This window comes from Hymenobacter tenuis (genome assembly GCF_054780495.1).
Genome location: NZ_BAAGWF010000001.1, coordinates 175,366 through 190,114 on the forward strand (window position 1 = coordinate 175,366; position 14,749 = coordinate 190,114).

The window sequence follows — 14,749 nt, forward strand, 5'->3', positions numbered from 1 at the left end:
AAGAGCCTAGAGCCGAGTTTGCCTTCGGACGTTGCACGTGACTACGGGCCTAGTAAAAAGAAACCGGGAGCGGAAGGCGCCGGACAAAGGAAAAAACATCCTTCATGCCTGGCAGCTTCCCGCTCCCGGTTTGCTTGAGTGAGCGTGCTTACTTCGTAACCAGCTTGTCTACCTCCGCCTGGTTGATGGTTACCGGGTACTTCTGCTTCAGCTGGCCAATCCATTCTTTCTCCAGGTAATTCTGGTAGTCGGAAGTGGCTTGGCCGCGGGCCTCAGCCAGTGTCTTGGGGCCGGCTGGCAACTGCTTCTCTACCGTTACGGCGTAGTAGCGGCCATCCTGCTGCGTGGTGTAGGTGCCGGGTGCGCTGCTCAAAAACTGATCGACGGCCTTGTTGTCGCCTTTCTGAAAGCTGCGCTGCTGCACCTGTACGGCCAACGGATTTTGCGTATTCAGCATCCCTTCCATGGCGGTTGGGTTAGTGGTGGTCAGTTCGAAGGCAACCTGAGGGGTAGCGGCGGCTTTGACCTCGGTAGTAGCTTTCAGGCGGTTTGCTTCTACGCCTTTGCTGCGCAGATAGGCTACTACCCGGTCGGCACGCCGGCGGGCCAGTGCGGCTGCTTCACCTTTCTTTACGCGCCCTACGACAGTCACACTTACGGTTGCATCGGCACCTAGGCGAGATGCTAGGTCATCAAGCGCTGGAGAGCCCGCTGGCAGCTCAGCCGAGTTGGTACGGAAAGCTACCGGAGCTGGTACGCCGGTTTTTACTTGGTAACGGCCTGTTTTCTGAAGTTGCTGGGCCTTTGCCAGTAGCTCGGGGGTAGCAGCACTGATTACTGTGGCCTGTACGCGGGGTTCCCACTGGTACTTAGCTTGGTTCGCGGCGAAGAACTGCTGGAGCCCAACGGTATCCTCAATGGCCTTGCTCCACACTTTCTCATCCATGAGCTGGAACAGCAGAATACCGTCGCGGTACTCCTTCACAAGCATGCGGTAGTCTTCGTATTTGATTTCCAGGTTGGCCTTTTCGTAGTCCGTCAGGCTCTGATCTACATACTGATCATAAAGCTGCTGCATAGCAAAACGTGGTTCAGCCCCGGTCCGGGGCTTTTGGTTTTGCTGCGCGTACGTCAGGAAGTCCTTCACCAAATACGGCTTGCCCCCGATAGTGAATAGGGTGGAATTATCGGTTGGAGTTTTACTGGCCTTGCTGCCTTTAGTGGGGGTAGCAGGAGCCGTGTACTGAAAGCGGCCCGAAACCAACGCCGTGTCGGATTTGGCAAACACGTAGTCTTTTACAGGCTGGTTTTCTTCAAACTTGTTTTCGGTGCGCACGCGCTTAAGGAAGGCCGTCCGGTTCAGCTCGGAGCGGGAATCCTTGGCCACTTTGCTTTTCAGCGTGGGCTCCATGGCTTCAAATGAAGGCACCGGCTGTTTTTCGAGCAGCTTAATAATGTGCCAGCCATAAGGCGTTTGCACCGGCTGCGAAATGTCGCCGGGCTTCTGAAGCTTAAAGGCAGCTTCTTCAAACGACGGAATCATACGGCCGGTCCCGAAGGGGGGCAGCTCGCCACTGTTGGCAGCCGAGCCAGCGTCTTCCGAAAATTGCGCTACCAGCTTTTCCCAGTTTTCATTGCGGCGGGCCAGCCGGTTGTACAGCTCATCTACCTTCTTTTTGGCCGTTACGGAGTCGGCGGCGGGCATGCCAGGCGTGGCCCGAATCATGAGGTGAGCCACTTTAATTTCGCCCTGGGCCTTGCGCACGTCATTCACCTTAATCAGGTGGTAGCCAAAGCGCGTACGGACCGGCTGCGATACCTGCCCAACGGGCGTTACGTACGCCGTCGACTCAAACGGATACACCATCTGCATGGCCGTAAAATAGCCGAGCGTGCCGCCGTTTTCGCGGGCCGAAGGGTCCTCGGAAGCCTCGCGGGCTACTTTGCCAAAGTCCTCGCCGCCAGTTACGCGCTGGCGCAGGGCTAGTGCCTTCTGGTAAGCTGCCAGCGTGTCTTTCGGGGCGGCATCGGGCATCACGCGCACCAAAATATGCGAGGCGTTTACCTCCTTGCTCAGGCGGTCATAGGCTTCGCGCACCAGCTTATCAGTTACGCTTTTCTCTGTGAGGTAGGGTTGGGCCAACTGCTGGCGGTAGCCATCCAGCTCGCGCTTAAACGCCTGAGTAGTATCAAGGCCGCGCTGCTCGGCTTCCAGCACCTTCAGCTTGAAGTTGGTATACAGATCAAGGTATTCCTGAACGCTGGCCTTAGTGCCAAATTCCGGTGCCGAGCTGTTGTTCTTCCGATAGATATAAGCAAACTCTGAAGCCGGAACCTGGGTAGTGCCCAGGGTTTCAACTACCGGAGATGTAGCGGAGGAGGTAGGTTTGGTAGCTTGGCACCCAGCCAGAAGAGCGGCCGCGGCAGTGCCGGCAAACAAAATGCGTTTGTGCATACAGAAATAAAGGAATCGGCAAAGCAGGTAATCCGGCCGGGCAATTGCACGGGTGCGGAAAGCGGACTGTTGCAATTTTACGGATTTTTTTCCGGGCGCAAGCGGGCAAAGCGCCCCGGGGTTCGGCTAAGAAAAAAGCACCCCAAAAGCGGGGTGCTCGTTCTGCCGACAGCTCTGATAACGAGTCGTTAGCCTATTTTCTTATATAGGCGGCATAAGTTACGCTCGCCCTTGGTACTAAACTCCACCCGGTCCATAATACGGTTAACCAGCATCATGCCTACCCCACCTTTTTTGCCGATGCGAACATACTCCTGCAAATCGGGCTCGTGGTAGGTATTAGGAGAGTAAGATGTAAGGTTGGAGTCTTCGATTTCAATTCCGAATTCCTGATTTACCACCGCTACCCGCACATCCAGAAACTGCGACTCGTTTTCGCCGTTGCCGTGAATAATTAGGTTAGCTACTACCTCATCAACGGCCAACACAATCTGGTTAACCAGCAGATCAGAGAGCTGATAGCTAAGTAAAAATTCGCTCACGAAGTCGCGCACCACCTTGAGGTTGCGGCGTGTGCAGCTGATTCGGATTGCGTGTCTCATGCTCCCTTGGGTTCCGTACGGAGCTCCTAAACGGCCGTAGCCTCCGCCTCTGACGGTACAATCGTCATCAGCGAGTCGAGCCCCAGAATCTCAAACACGTTGTGAACTTTATCCTGCATGTTGAAGAAAACCAGCTTCACGCCGGCGTCCTGAAAACTCTGCAAGTGAGAAATGAAAACGCCCAAGCCGGCTGAGGAAATATAGTTCAGGTTCTGGCAGTTAATCAGTACTTTCTGATTGCCCAGAATTTCGGGTTTGCTTAGCTCGGTATCCAGTACCACAGAGGAGCTGGCATCCAGCTCACCGTCGAGGCTGAGGGTGAGGGTATTTTCGGTTGACTGTTGCGTTATTTTCATACCTCTTTGTAACGTTAAAGGCTGCCGTCTGGTTGAGCCGCTCGGAACTTGATGACCAGTAACGTCTGGTCGTCGTGCATGGGTTGTCCACGGCTGAAATCGTTCAGATCAGTCAGGATCTGCTCCTTAATCTGCTCTGCTTCTAGGTAGTAAGTGCGCTCCAACATCTGCTTGAGCCGCTCTTCTCCGTATTCTTCCTGGTTGGCCCCGCGGGCTTCTACGATGCCATCGGTATAAATGACCATGACATCACCCGGATTATAGTCGTAAAACTGATTTTTGATGTATTTCTCGTAGCCTTCGTTCCGGATAATACCCAGGCCCAAGCCCGCCGTCCGGAAGTACGACACTTCCTCCTTAATGGAGTGGTAGTAGAGCGTATGGCAGTGGCCGGCACGAGCGAAAACAAAGCCCCCGTGCTCATAATCAATGATGTAGAGTGAAGCCGTAATGAAAGCCGACTTCTCAAGGCAGCGGGCCAAGGCGTGGTTGGCCTGGGCCATAAACTTGCTTGGCACCGGAAACTTCTCCCGCTCATTGCGGGCCAGGGGGTTCTCCTGCATCAGGGCGTGAAAAATCCCTTTCATTTGGGCCACGTGGAAAGCCGCTGTTACGCCTTTGCCCGATACATCGCCGATAAGCACGGCCAGTCGCCGGCCGGGCAGGTGCAGGAAGTCATAGAAGTCGCCGCCTACTTCCGTGGCCGCCAGCGCATGCGAGCTGATTTCAAACCAGTTATCGATGGGTAAGTTTTTCGGGATAAGGCTATCCTGCACCGCCGAGGCAATTTTGAGCTCATCCTGCACGCGCTGGGTATCCAAGGAGGCCTGTACCAGTTGCAGGTTTTCGATGCTGAGCACCGTTTGGCTGGCGAAGGTTTGCAGGATGCTCAGGTTTTCCCGGTCAAAACTCTGCGACGACGCTTTCAGCATGTACAGCGCCCCGTACTGGCGCTTGCTGGAGCGCAGCGGCATCACAATGAGCGACCCAAACTCCATATTCAGGTTCCGGAAGCCACTGCTGTTAAGCAGGTCATTGTTCAGGTACTCAATGTGGCCTAGGTTATAATCGGCCAGCAACTCCCGAATGGCACGGGCCTGCGCGGGTTCGAGGTGGTAGTACTGTCCGGTATACTCTTCGTCGCTGGTAGTTTCTATTTCCAGCCAAGCGGCATCGGCCTCCACGGTTTGAATGGCGGAGTCAAAAAACATGCGGTACACTTCCTCGGCGTTTTGGCCGCGCTGAATAAGCTGAGTAAGGCGTTGCAGGCTTAAAATTTCTTCCCGCTTCTGCTCAAATACACTAGCTGTAGGCAGATTGAAGGCTGTGACCAGTAGCCCCATGAGGGCGTAAAACACGGCGAAAAACGCATTAAGCACCAGAAACGCTTGCTGGGTAGGCGGGGCCACCAGCTGCGGATCTTGCTGTACGTGCAGGAAATAGGCCACAAACACCAGCATGGCCAGAATCACGGCCAGCTGCAGCACCAGTGCTTCTAACTTCTGGCGGCGGCTCAGGTAGGCCACCCACTTCTGATGAGAGCTCAGATACGCGCCAAAAGCCGCCAGGGCTCCGAGCAGCGCAGTAGCTAAGCTATACGGAGGCGTCCAGGTGAAAAGGCGTAGCAGTAGCGTAAGGGCCAGCAGCCCCTCAAACCAGGCCCATTGCGTCCGCAGCTTCGCGGAGCTACGAAACAGCACTAACGACCGCCAAGCGTAGTTGGTGCGGGCCAGCAGAACCACAAACAACCCAACGTTGAGGGTATATATAGCCGTGAAGGCTACCGAACTGCGGGCCGATAGTTCCGGCTGCACTAGCTGCTGCAACAGGTGCAAGCCTACGCAAACGGTTGCCAGCAACCCGGGGCCTAGTACTAGGCGGCGCAGTAGTGCCACAAAATCGAGGCCGCGCAACCGCTCAGCAGCCGACCGCTCCTGTAGAAACACGGCCGCCACAAAAACGGCCTGCACCAGCAGCAGCAACCAGCCCGGTAGGCTTACAGCACTGCCGAGCAGAGTTGGGTGAGCATACAGCAACGTACACGCCACCAGCCCCAGCCAGCTTATTACAGAAAAGGGTAGCAGAAGTGCGTTCAGCTTCCGGAGAAACGACATGAAGTGTGGGGTACTAGGAAGTCAGGCTGCCGAAGTGGAAGGCAAATGAATGGGCAAGATACATGGTGCACTCGAAAAGGCACAACTACCCGTCGGATTCCGGACAACCGGCTTCCTGGCTTCCCACAAAAAAGCCGATGACCTGTACGGACATCGGCTTTTTGGGGTTGAGGAGTAACAGGGCCCTAGCGGCTGCTGTAGTTGGGCGCCTCGCGGGTAATTTGCACATCGTGGGGATGCGACTCGCGCAGACCGGCGCCGGTAATGCGCACAAAGCGGGCCGTTTGCAGTGCCTCAATAGTAGCGGCACCGCAGTAGCCCATGCCAGCGCGCAGGCCGCCGGCCAGCTGGTACAGCACTTCGGCGGCCAGGCCTTTGTAGGGCACGCGGCCTACAATGCCCTCGGGTACTAGTTTTTTTACATCGTCTTCGGCGTCCTGGAAGTAGCGGTCTTTCGAGCCTTCTTCCATGGCCTCCACGGAGCCCATGCCGCGGTAGCTCTTGTATTTGCGGCCTTCAAACAGGGTTACCTCGCCGGGGGCTTCTTCAGTACCGGCCAACAACGAGCCAATCATGATGGTGCCGGCGCCGGCGGCCAGGGCTTTCACAGCGTCGCCGGAGTATTTAATGCCACCATCGGCAATCAGCGGAACACCGGTGCCTTCCAGGCCGCGGGCGGCTTCCAGCACGGCCGAAAGCTGCGGCACCCCAATACCGGCAATAATACGGGTAGTGCAGATAGAGCCAGGCCCTACGCCCACTTTCACGCCATCGGCGCCAGCATCAGCGAGGGCACGGGCTCCTTCGGCGGTGGCCACGTTGCCGGCAATAACTTCTAGGTTCGGAAACTTCGACTTGATGTTGCGAACTGCGTCGAGCACGCCTTTGCTGTGGCCATGCGCCGTATCCACGCTTACTACGTCCACACCGGCTTCCACTAGGGCGGCAATGCGGTCCAGCAGGTCGGGCGTAACACCCACGGCTGCCCCTACACGCAGGCGGCCGAACTCGTCTTTGCAGGCGTTGGGCGTGCGGCGGCGCTTCCGAATGTCTTTATACGTGATAAGGCCTACAAGGCGGCCTTCGGTATCAACAACGGGCAGCTTCTCAACTTTCGATTCCTGCAGGATATCCTCTGCCAGCGCTTGGTCCGTGCCGGCATCGGCGGTAACCAGGTTTTCGCTGGTCATCACCTCCGTAACGGAGCGCGTCATGTCTTTCTCGAAGCGCAGGTCGCGGTTGGTCAGAATGCCTTTGAGGCGTCGCTCGCCATCCACAATCGGAATGCCCCCGATGTTATTGTTGCGCATCAGCTTTTTGGCATCGGCGAGGGTAGCGGTTTCCTCCAGCGTGAACGGGTCCAGAATCATGCCGCTCTCTGAGCGCTTTACCCGGCGCACCAGCTCGGCCTGGGCCTTGATGCTCATGTTCTTATGGATAAAGCCGATGCCGCCTTCCTGGGCCATGGCAATAGCCATTTCCGCTTCGGTTACGGTGTCCATAGCGGCTGAAACGAAGGGGAGCTTGAGCCGGATGTTGCGGGTAAGCTGGGAGCTGGGGTCGGCGTCGCGGGGCAATACTTCCGAATAACCGGGCAGTAGCAGGACGTCGTCGTAGGTAAGCGCCTCGAAGGCAATTTTGGCAGCGTGGTCGGCCATGGCAACAAGTAGGTTAGGTTCCGCTTATTGCCGGGTAAATTTACGGCGAATATTTGGGTTTGCAGTTTTCACTCGTTGATTTCCCCCGCTCAGGGTATTATTTCTTTATGAAGAACGCAGCAAGTAGCCAAGGGAAAAGGCCGCAGACACTTGCGAGCCGTTGCCTGCCTAGTGAACCTGCTAGCCAGGTGGTTGACTCCCAAGGCTGACCTAGTAAAAACCCTGCTCTGCTTTTCGCGGTTATAGCTTTCTGTCGACTGCCTGAGCAGCGGCCACGTTCCACTATTCCCCTCCGCTATCCATGGCAACCACCAAAAATTGGTTTATTACCGGCGTTAGTACCGGTTTCGGCGCCGCTCTGGCCGAGCTACTCTTAGAGAAAGGCGATAAAGTAGCCGCCACGTTCCGCAAGCAGGAGCAAGCCGACGCATTCACGCAGAAAGCTGGCCAAAACGGCCGCGGCTTTGTGGTTGAAGTAACCGATGAGGCGCAGGTAAAACAAGGCATTGCCGATGCCATTCAGCATTTCGGCCATCTTGATGTAATTGTAAATAACGCGGGCTACGGGTCGTTGGGCAGCATCGAGGAAATTGATGCGGCTGAGGTGCAGCGCCAGTTTGATGTAAACGTGTTTGGGCCGCTACACGTGCTGCGGGCCGTGCTGCCCCACCTGCGCGAGCGGAAAAGCGGCCACATACTGAACATCACCAGCATAGGCGGGCTCAAGACGTTCCCTGGGGTAGGCGTGTACAATGCCAGCAAGTTTGCTCTCGAAGCTATTGGCGAAAGCCTAGCCCAGCAGGTAGCGCCACTTGGCATCAAGGTCACGAACATCGAGCCCAGCGGCTTCCGTACCGATTGGGCTGGCCGCTCGGCCTCCTTTGTGGATACCGCCATTGACGATTACCGCGCTACCGTTGGCGAAAACCTGAAGGGCATTCAGAGCTACAGCGGCCGCCAGCCCGGCGACCCGCAGCGGGCCGCCCAAATCATGTATGACGTGGTGCGCCAGGAAAACCCGCCGCTGCACTTGCCCCTGGGCAAAGCTGCCGTGAAAGGTGCCCGCGAGAAATTTACGGCCCTGGTAAAAGACTTGGAGCAAGTAGCCGACTTAGGCGACTCCGCCGATTACCCGGCCGGCGAATAAACAGACCCGGTTCAAACGAAAAGCCCACCTAGTAAATACTAGGTGGGCTTTTCGTTTGAACCGGGTAGTTATATCAGTTACAAGCCATTCTGCTTTTTAGTGCCCCTTATGGCTTGGGCTTCCAATGGGTTTTCGGGCCAATAGTGCTTGGGGTAGCGGCCGCGCAGTTCTTTGCGCACCTCAAAGTAGCTGCTGGTCCAGAAGCTGCGCAGGTCACGGGTAACCTGGGCGGGGCGATAGCCGGGAGACAGCAGATGCAGTGTGAGCGGCACGCGGCCGCCCGCCACGGTGGGCGTATCAAGCAAACCAAACACTTCCTGCAGGCGCACAGCCAGCACGGGCGCGGCGGGGTCAGCATAATCAAGCTGAATGCTGGAGCCCGTAGGCACTTCCAGATGCGAGGGCGCTAGCCGCTCGAGGTCCTGGCGCTGGCTCCAGCCGCCCGGAAGTAGCCCCAGCAACGCCTCCGTGAAGTTAATTCGGGCCAGCTCCGCTAAGGATTTTACGCCCGTGAGGTAAGGCCCCAGCCATTCTTCTAACTCAGTCAGCAAGGCTGCATCCGAGACATCGGGCCACTCAGCGGGAAATTGCTGGTGCAGAAACGCCAGCCGCTCCCGCAGATGGGTGGCAGCCTCACTCCAGGGTAGGCGGCCAATGCCAGCGGCACGGAGGGCATCCAGCAACGCTGAGGTTATGGCCGCCGGATCTGGGTTGGGTAGGTTGGTATCCGAAAGCACTAGGGCACCCAGCCGCCGCAACCGTCGGGCTGTCACGCGGCCGGCAGCTTCATCCCAGCGCACTTCATCCTTGGTTTCAATTTGCTCCGCGAAAAACTCTTCCAGCTCGGTCCGGCTAAGGGGCGCGGCTAAGCTAGCCCGCGGTTGCGCGGCAATACCATCGAGGGCGGCCACGGCAAAAAACACCTCTTGCTGACTGAAATACTCTGCCGGCAGTGTGGCCCGCTGACCGCTCAGGAGGCGTACCCGCTCAGTCGTTTCGCGTTGGGCCAGGCGGTCGGGGTAGGCAAACGCAGCGAGCAGGCCAGCCATATCTGGTTCTATATCGCCTTTGGCGCCTGAGCGGTTGCGGAGCACAGCAGCGGCTTCTCGCACGCGCCGGACCGCAGCAGCATCGGGCATAAGACCGGGGAGGGGAGCCCGGCCAGTGGCCAGCGCTTCCAGGCGCAACCGCAAATCAGGGGGGCCAAACGAGCCGTCGGCGGGCCGCAGAATATCACGCTCCGTAAGCAGCGCCGCCAGTGCACACGCCGTAGCGCCCTGCCCAATTTCCTGCCCTCGCACCACCAAATGAGCCAGGCGAGGAGCAAGGCCTAGCCCCGCTAGGGCGCGGCCGTGAGCGGTTGGGTGTCCCTCGGGGGCTATGGCCTGCAGGCGTACCAGCAGCTCGCGGGCCTGGGCCAGGGCAGGTGCCGGCGGCGCATCAAGCCACCAAAGCGCAGTAGCATCTCGGGCGCCCCACAGGGCCAGCTCCAGTGCTAGCGGGCTGAGGTCGGCGGTGAGGATTTCCGGGGCTAGGTGGTGGGGCAGGTCGCGGTATTCAGCTTCGGTCCAGAGGCGGTAGCAGGTGCCCGGGCCCAGGCGACCGGCGCGGCCCCGGCGCTGATCGGCGGCGGCTTGGCTCACGGGCTCAGTGCCGAGAGTAGTGAGGCCCGTGCGCGGCTCGAAACGCGGAACCCGGGCGTAGCCCCCGTCCACCACAATGGTCACACCTTCAATGGTCAGGCTGGTTTCGGCGATACTGGTAGCTAGTACTATTTTGCGGCGGCCGGCCGGAGCGGGGCGCAGCGCGGCATCTTGCTGCTCAGCAGGTAGCTCGCCGTGCAGCGTATGCACATCAATGTGGACCGGCAGGTTAGCAAGCTTATCGGCAACGCGGCGCTGGTCGGCGAGGCCTGGCAGAAATACCAGTACGTCGCCGGTAGGGTGTTGCTGCAAGGCTTCGCGAATGATAACAGGCGTCAGGTCCTGAAGCTTTTCGTGCGGGCGGCGCGACACGGTGGCGGCCCGTTGGGGCGTGAGGTAGTGGGTTTCGACCGGGAACATGCGGCCCTGGCTGCTCACTACGGGGGCGCTCAGCCAAGCGCCTAGCCGCTCGGCATCCAGCGTGGCCGACATCACCAGAATGCGCAAATCGGGCCGCAGTACACTCTGCGCATCTAGAGCTAACGCTAGGCCCAAATCGGCCTGCAGGCTTCGCTCATGAAACTCATCAAACAGCACAGCCGCTACTCCTTCCAGCGCGGGGTCATCCTGAAGTTGGCGCGTCAGGATAACTTCGGTTACTACCTCAATGCGGGTTTTGGCCGACACCTTGCTTTCCAGGCGCATGCGGTAGCCTACGGTTTGGCCTACGGGCTCACCTAGTAATTGGGCCATGCGCGTAGCGGCCGCCCGGGCGGCTAATCGTCGCGGCTCTAGCACTAGAATGCGGCCACCCTCTCGCCAGGCAGCATCCAGCAACGCCAACGGAACGATGGTGGTTTTGCCGGCTCCGGGAGGCGCTTGCAGCACTGCCACGCTGGAAGTAGCAAGCGTTTGAAGCAACTCAGGCAGGGCATCAAGGATAGGAAGCGCAGGAAATTGCAAGGCAGCAGAGGCGGTTTGAGTGAGAAAGCAGGCTAGTAACTGGTGCCTGCCGGAAGCAGAGTACCGGATTAATACACGGCAACCGACGGATCGACGCGCGTGCTCCAAGCGTGAATACCACCGCGCAGGTTGAGCAGGTTAGTAAGCTCGTGACGGTGCTGCAAATACGCCAGTGCCTGCATGGAGCGCACGCCGTGGTGGCAGATAAGCACTGTGGGGCGGTCGGGGTCAATTTCCTCGGCGCGGCTGGCTAGCTCGCCCAATGGAATCAGCAGGCTGCCCTCAATGCGGCAATAGGCAAACTCCTCCGGCTGGCGCACATCAATCAGCTGCAGGTCGTCGCCGCGTTGTAGGCGGGCGTGCAAATCTTCGGGCGTGAGTTCAGGAAGCATACAGGAGCTAGGAAAGAAATAGAAAGTGCCGAGGTAAACTGCAAAATTACCCTAATGCTCGTTAGCTTTGACCAACGAATGGGCCTGCTGTGCGAGCAGGTGCTGGGCGGTGCGTTTTTCAGTTGTGTTCTGTGTTGCAGTCGTTGTACGAGTTCTGGACCGCCGCTGCCGGGGGGAGCCCGCTGGAGTGGGTGGCCGTGTTAACCGGTTTTGCGTGTGTGTGGCTGGCGGCGCGGGAGTCGTTGTGGAATTTCCCGGTGGCTATTGTGAGCTGCGGCTTGTACGTGCTGGTATATTTCCGCGCTCAACTGTTCTCCGACAGCTTTCTGCAGACCATGTTCATTGCCCTGAGCCTATACGGCTGGTATGAATGGCTGTATGGCGGCCGCAGCCGTACGCCGCTGCAGGTTTCGCGCACCAGCCGCCTGGAGTGGCTTGGTTGCACTGGGTTTGTGCTCGCATACACCCTAGGCGTTGGCTACTATCTGCAGCACCACACCAAAGCAGCCCTACCGCACTGGGATAGTTTTACCACGGCCATGAGCCTGGCCGCGCAGTACCTGCTCATGCGCAAACGCCTAGAAAACTGGTGGCTGTGGGTGCTGGTAGATATTATTTACGTGCCCATTCTGTGGTACAAGCAGCTGTACCCAACCAGCGCCTTGTATGCCTTGTACCTGGGGCTGGCCGTGTATGGCTACATCGAATGGCGGCGCACGCTGCGTCGGCAGCAGCAGGCTTCCACTTCTGAGTTTCAAGCTGCCTAGTCATGCTCCGAGTAGCACTAACCGGACCCGAATCGACGGGCAAAACCACCCTGAGCCGCTTGCTGGCTGAACACTACCACACCACGTGGGCTCCCGAATTTGCCCGCCATTACCTGGAAGAGCGCGGCCCCAACTACACGCTCAGCGACCTGGAAGAAATAGCCCGCGGGCAGCTACAGGCTGAGGAAGAGGCCGCCGAGCGGGCCGCGCAGCAGCAGCGACCCGTCATGTTCTGCGACACGGACCTGCTGGTTATTAAAATATGGTCTGAGCATGCGTTTGGGCACTGCCCCGAGTGGATCAGAAGGCGCATTGAGCTGCAGCGCTACAATTTGGTGCTGCTGCTGGACGTGGATTTGCCCTGGTACCCCGATCCGCTGCGCGAGCATCCTAATCATCGGCAGTATTTCTATGAGCTGTACCAGCGCGAACTTCGCGACCAGTTCTCGAACTTTGCCGAAATAAGTGGCAGCCCAGACCGGCGGCTGGAGCAAGCCTGCTTTCACGTAGATCTGTTGCTTGAGCGTACCTGAGGTAACGGAGCCGCCTGCTAGCCCTGGTAGGGCCGGAAACCACGAAAAATTATCTTTTCGGTGATTTTTTCGTTTGGCTACTCACGCTACCTGTACGCCCACTGCTTTTTGTATCTATTAGATGACCTACTACCTCGAAAATGAGCACTGCCGCGTGGGTATCAACTCGCACGGTGCTGAGCTCAGCAGCTTTATTCGCAAAGACCTCGATAACCTGGAGTACATCTGGCCGGCTGATGCCACTTTCTGGAACCGCCACGCGCCGGTGCTGTTCCCCATAGTAGGGCGCTTGCCGCACGATCAGTACACCCACTTGGGCCACACCTACACCCTAGGCCAGCATGGTTTCGCCCGCGACCAAGAGTTTCAGGTACAAGACCACTCCGGCACGGCCGTGGCGTTTGAACTGCACGCTACCCCCGCAACTCAGGCCAAGTACCCCTTCGAGTTTACCTTGCGCATTACCTACCGCCTGGCCGGGCCTACGCTTACTATTGGGTGGGAGGTGCTAAACCCTGGCAGCGGCGAACTGCTGTTCAGCATTGGGGCACACCCGGCCTTCCGCTGCCCGCTCGTGGAGGGCGAGACATTCGAGGACTACGAGTTTGTATTCGACCACCCCGTTACGGCCGAACGTTACTTGCTGGAGGGCGGCCTGCTCACGGGCCAGACGGAGCCACTGCTCAATAACCAAGATACCTTGCCACTCAGCTACGCACTATTTGCGCAGGATGCGCTAGTACTGAAGCAGTTCGACTTTACCCACCTCACGCTGCGCAGCCGCCGTTCCGGCCGGGCCGTGCGGCTACGGTTTGATGGCTTTCCCTACCTAGGCCTCTGGACCAAAGCCGAGGGGGCTCCGTTTGTGTGTATCGAGCCTTGGCAGGGTATTGCCAGCTCCACAACCGGCTCCCCGGAGCTGGCCGAAAAAGAAGGCATTCTGAGTTTGCAGCCCGGCCAGCAGTTTCTTACTTCCTACAGCATTACCGTTGAGTAACACGTTCATGACTTCCGAGATTATCATCCGCCCGATCAATTCGGTCGATACCTACCCACTTCGCCACCAAGTGCTCTGGCCCCAGGAGTCAGTGGACTATGTAAAGCTAAACCAAGACGAGCAGGGCCACCACTTCGGGGCTTTCCGCAACGGTAAGCTGGTTTCCGTTATTTCCCTGTTTATCGACGGCAATGTGGCCCGGTTCCGCAAATTCGCCACCCGCCCCGATTGCCAAGGGCAGGGGATTGGCTCCCAGCTGTTGCGCCGCGTGTTGGACGAAGCCCGCGAAAAAGGTGCCCAGCGCATCTGGTGCGATGCCCGGGCCGTAAATGAGGCCTTCTACCGCGCCTTTGGCCTGGAGCCCGAAGGCAATCGTTTTTACCGCGGTACCATTCCGTATATGCGCATGGCCAAGGACTTGTAAGGAGCCAGAGGCGCTTTGCTACTACCAGAAGAGCCGCGAGCCAGACCACAGGAGGTCAGCTCGCGGCTCTTCTGGTTTATATTTCCAGCGGCACCTTGGGCCGGCGGTTATAGTCCGGTTCCCAGTCGTTTATGGGCCTTGATATTCCCGGTGGCAGGTCGAAATCCGGCAGCCCGTCGTCCAGTGGCTCGCCCCCGTCATCATCGTTATCGGAAGCGGGCGGGTGATGAAAGCGCCGGCGGGGAAGCACAAGCAAAAGCCCAGTGAACACTAGTACCACGAGCAGATAGAGAAGGCTGGTGATGGTCATGGCGGGGAGAGCTGAAGGAGCGATGACGAGATGACAAAAAAGCAGCAGGCTACAGAACAGAAACGCACATGCCCGGCGGGTGGTTTTCTCCGAGAGGCTTTTTATTCGCTTCAGCCAGGTGTAGGTGTAATTTACTTGATTATCAGCAAACAAAGCACCCCCGGAGGCGGGTTTTATTAAGAATCTGACCTAGGCTAGTGATAAACTGAAAACTTCCCGCTTACCTTTGCCTCAGAAGTTTTAGGGGTGCCACGCCGCAAGCGCGAGGCTGAGATCATACCCATTGAACCTGCCCGGGTAATGCCGGCGAAGGGAACAAACGATCCGCGAGCGAAAAACCGAAGGTGCCGACCCCTGGCATCCGGTCCGTTCCACCTTTTCCATTTTT

General features: G+C 58.1%; 13 protein-coding genes and 1 riboswitch. Of the genes, 5 read left to right on the top strand and 8 right to left on the bottom strand.

Annotation, left to right across the window (positions count from 1 at the left end; genetic code table 11):
* Positions 1–148: 148 nt before the first annotated feature.
* From ACYVGU_RS00825 to guaB, 5 genes are all read right to left on the bottom strand, one after another.
* Positions 149–2,455: a peptidylprolyl isomerase gene (locus tag ACYVGU_RS00825; RefSeq protein ID WP_460620506.1), complete on the bottom strand. Its 2,307-nt coding sequence runs from the start codon at positions 2,453–2,455 to the stop codon at positions 149–151.
* Positions 2,456–2,643: 188 nt separating this feature from the next.
* Positions 2,644–3,057: an ATP-binding protein gene (locus tag ACYVGU_RS00830; protein ID WP_460612962.1), complete on the bottom strand. Its 414-nt coding sequence runs from the start codon at positions 3,055–3,057 to the stop codon at positions 2,644–2,646.
* 26 nt (positions 3,058–3,083) lie between these two features.
* Positions 3,084–3,413: an STAS domain-containing protein gene (locus ACYVGU_RS00835; protein ID WP_460620507.1), complete on the bottom strand. Its 330-nt coding sequence runs from the start codon at positions 3,411–3,413 to the stop codon at positions 3,084–3,086.
* A 14-nt stretch (positions 3,414–3,427) separates the two neighbouring features.
* On the bottom strand, positions 3,428–5,527 hold the full coding sequence (locus ACYVGU_RS00840) for a PP2C family protein-serine/threonine phosphatase (RefSeq protein WP_460620508.1): 2,100 nt from the start codon (positions 5,525–5,527) through the stop codon (positions 3,428–3,430).
* 185 nt (positions 5,528–5,712) lie between these two features.
* Positions 5,713–7,185, bottom strand: a complete 1,473-nt coding sequence (guaB, locus tag ACYVGU_RS00845; protein ID WP_460612959.1) for an IMP dehydrogenase — start codon at positions 7,183–7,185, stop codon at positions 5,713–5,715.
* 301 nt (positions 7,186–7,486) lie between these two features.
* On the opposite strand from guaB, the gene ACYVGU_RS00850 reads away from it, so the two are divergent.
* The gene (locus ACYVGU_RS00850; protein ID WP_460620509.1) at positions 7,487–8,332 is read left to right on the top strand and encodes a Rossmann-fold NAD(P)-binding domain-containing protein; all 846 of its coding nucleotides are present in this window, start codon (positions 7,487–7,489) and stop codon (positions 8,330–8,332) included.
* Positions 8,333–8,409: 77 nt separating this feature from the next.
* Here ACYVGU_RS00850 and hrpB read toward each other — a convergent pair whose 3' ends face one another.
* Together hrpB and ACYVGU_RS00860 are read right to left on the bottom strand one after the other, a co-directional pair.
* Complete coding sequence (gene hrpB, locus ACYVGU_RS00855) at positions 8,410–10,938, bottom strand: ATP-dependent RNA helicase (protein WP_460620510.1); 2,529 nt, start codon at positions 10,936–10,938, stop codon at positions 8,410–8,412.
* Between the two features lie 68 nt (positions 10,939–11,006).
* A complete protein-coding gene (locus ACYVGU_RS00860) occupies positions 11,007–11,330 on the bottom strand; it encodes a rhodanese-like domain-containing protein (protein ID WP_460620511.1) in 324 nt (107 codons plus the stop codon).
* A gap of 131 nt (positions 11,331–11,461) precedes the next feature.
* Between ACYVGU_RS00860 and pnuC the strand changes: the two genes are divergently transcribed.
* From pnuC to ACYVGU_RS00880, 4 genes are all read left to right on the top strand, one after another.
* Positions 11,462–12,097, top strand: coding sequence for a nicotinamide riboside transporter PnuC (pnuC, locus tag ACYVGU_RS00865; protein WP_460620512.1), 636 nt, complete (start codon positions 11,462–11,464; stop codon positions 12,095–12,097).
* Positions 12,098–12,099: 2 nt separating this feature from the next.
* The gene (locus ACYVGU_RS00870) at positions 12,100–12,630 is read left to right on the top strand and encodes an AAA family ATPase (RefSeq protein ID WP_460620513.1); all 531 of its coding nucleotides are present in this window, start codon (positions 12,100–12,102) and stop codon (positions 12,628–12,630) included.
* A gap of 121 nt (positions 12,631–12,751) precedes the next feature.
* Positions 12,752–13,627: an aldose 1-epimerase family protein gene (locus ACYVGU_RS00875; protein WP_460620514.1), complete on the top strand. Its 876-nt coding sequence runs from the start codon at positions 12,752–12,754 to the stop codon at positions 13,625–13,627.
* Positions 13,628–13,634: 7 nt separating this feature from the next.
* A complete protein-coding gene (locus ACYVGU_RS00880) occupies positions 13,635–14,051 on the top strand; it encodes a GNAT family N-acetyltransferase (protein ID WP_460612952.1) in 417 nt (138 codons plus the stop codon).
* Between the two features lie 76 nt (positions 14,052–14,127).
* Here the strand turns inward: ACYVGU_RS00880 and ACYVGU_RS00885 are convergent, their stop codons facing one another.
* Positions 14,128–14,361 carry a hypothetical protein gene (locus tag ACYVGU_RS00885; protein ID WP_460612951.1) on the bottom strand — a complete coding sequence of 78 codons (234 nt, stop codon included), beginning with the start codon at positions 14,359–14,361 and terminating at the stop codon, positions 14,128–14,130.
* 232 nt (positions 14,362–14,593) lie between these two features.
* Positions 14,594–14,694, top strand: a riboswitch (TPP riboswitch).
* Positions 14,695–14,749: the final 55 nt, after the last annotated feature.

What these genes read in the sequence shown, in the direction of transcription:
- ACYVGU_RS00825 (WP_460620506.1), bottom strand. Translation starts at nt 2,455, where the DNA reads ATGCACAAACGCATTTTGTTTGCCGGCACTGCCGCGGCCGCTCTTCTG.
- ACYVGU_RS00830 (WP_460612962.1), bottom strand. Translation starts at nt 3,057, where the DNA reads ATGAGACACGCAATCCGAATCAGCTGCACACGCCGCAACCTCAAGGTG.
- ACYVGU_RS00835 (WP_460620507.1), bottom strand. Translation starts at nt 3,413, where the DNA reads ATGAAAATAACGCAACAGTCAACCGAAAATACCCTCACCCTCAGCCTC.
- ACYVGU_RS00840 (WP_460620508.1), bottom strand. Translation starts at nt 5,527, where the DNA reads ATGTCGTTTCTCCGGAAGCTGAACGCACTTCTGCTACCCTTTTCTGTA.
- guaB (WP_460612959.1), bottom strand. Translation starts at nt 7,185, where the DNA reads ATGGCCGACCACGCTGCCAAAATTGCCTTCGAGGCGCTTACCTACGAC.
- ACYVGU_RS00850 (WP_460620509.1), top strand. Translation starts at nt 7,487, where the DNA reads ATGGCAACCACCAAAAATTGGTTTATTACCGGCGTTAGTACCGGTTTC.
- ACYVGU_RS00860 (WP_460620511.1), bottom strand. Translation starts at nt 11,330, where the DNA reads ATGCTTCCTGAACTCACGCCCGAAGATTTGCACGCCCGCCTACAACGC.
- ACYVGU_RS00870 (WP_460620513.1), top strand. Translation starts at nt 12,100, where the DNA reads ATGCTCCGAGTAGCACTAACCGGACCCGAATCGACGGGCAAAACCACC.
- ACYVGU_RS00875 (WP_460620514.1), top strand. Translation starts at nt 12,752, where the DNA reads ATGACCTACTACCTCGAAAATGAGCACTGCCGCGTGGGTATCAACTCG.
- ACYVGU_RS00880 (WP_460612952.1), top strand. Translation starts at nt 13,635, where the DNA reads ATGACTTCCGAGATTATCATCCGCCCGATCAATTCGGTCGATACCTAC.
- ACYVGU_RS00885 (WP_460612951.1), bottom strand. Translation starts at nt 14,361, where the DNA reads ATGACCATCACCAGCCTTCTCTATCTGCTCGTGGTACTAGTGTTCACT.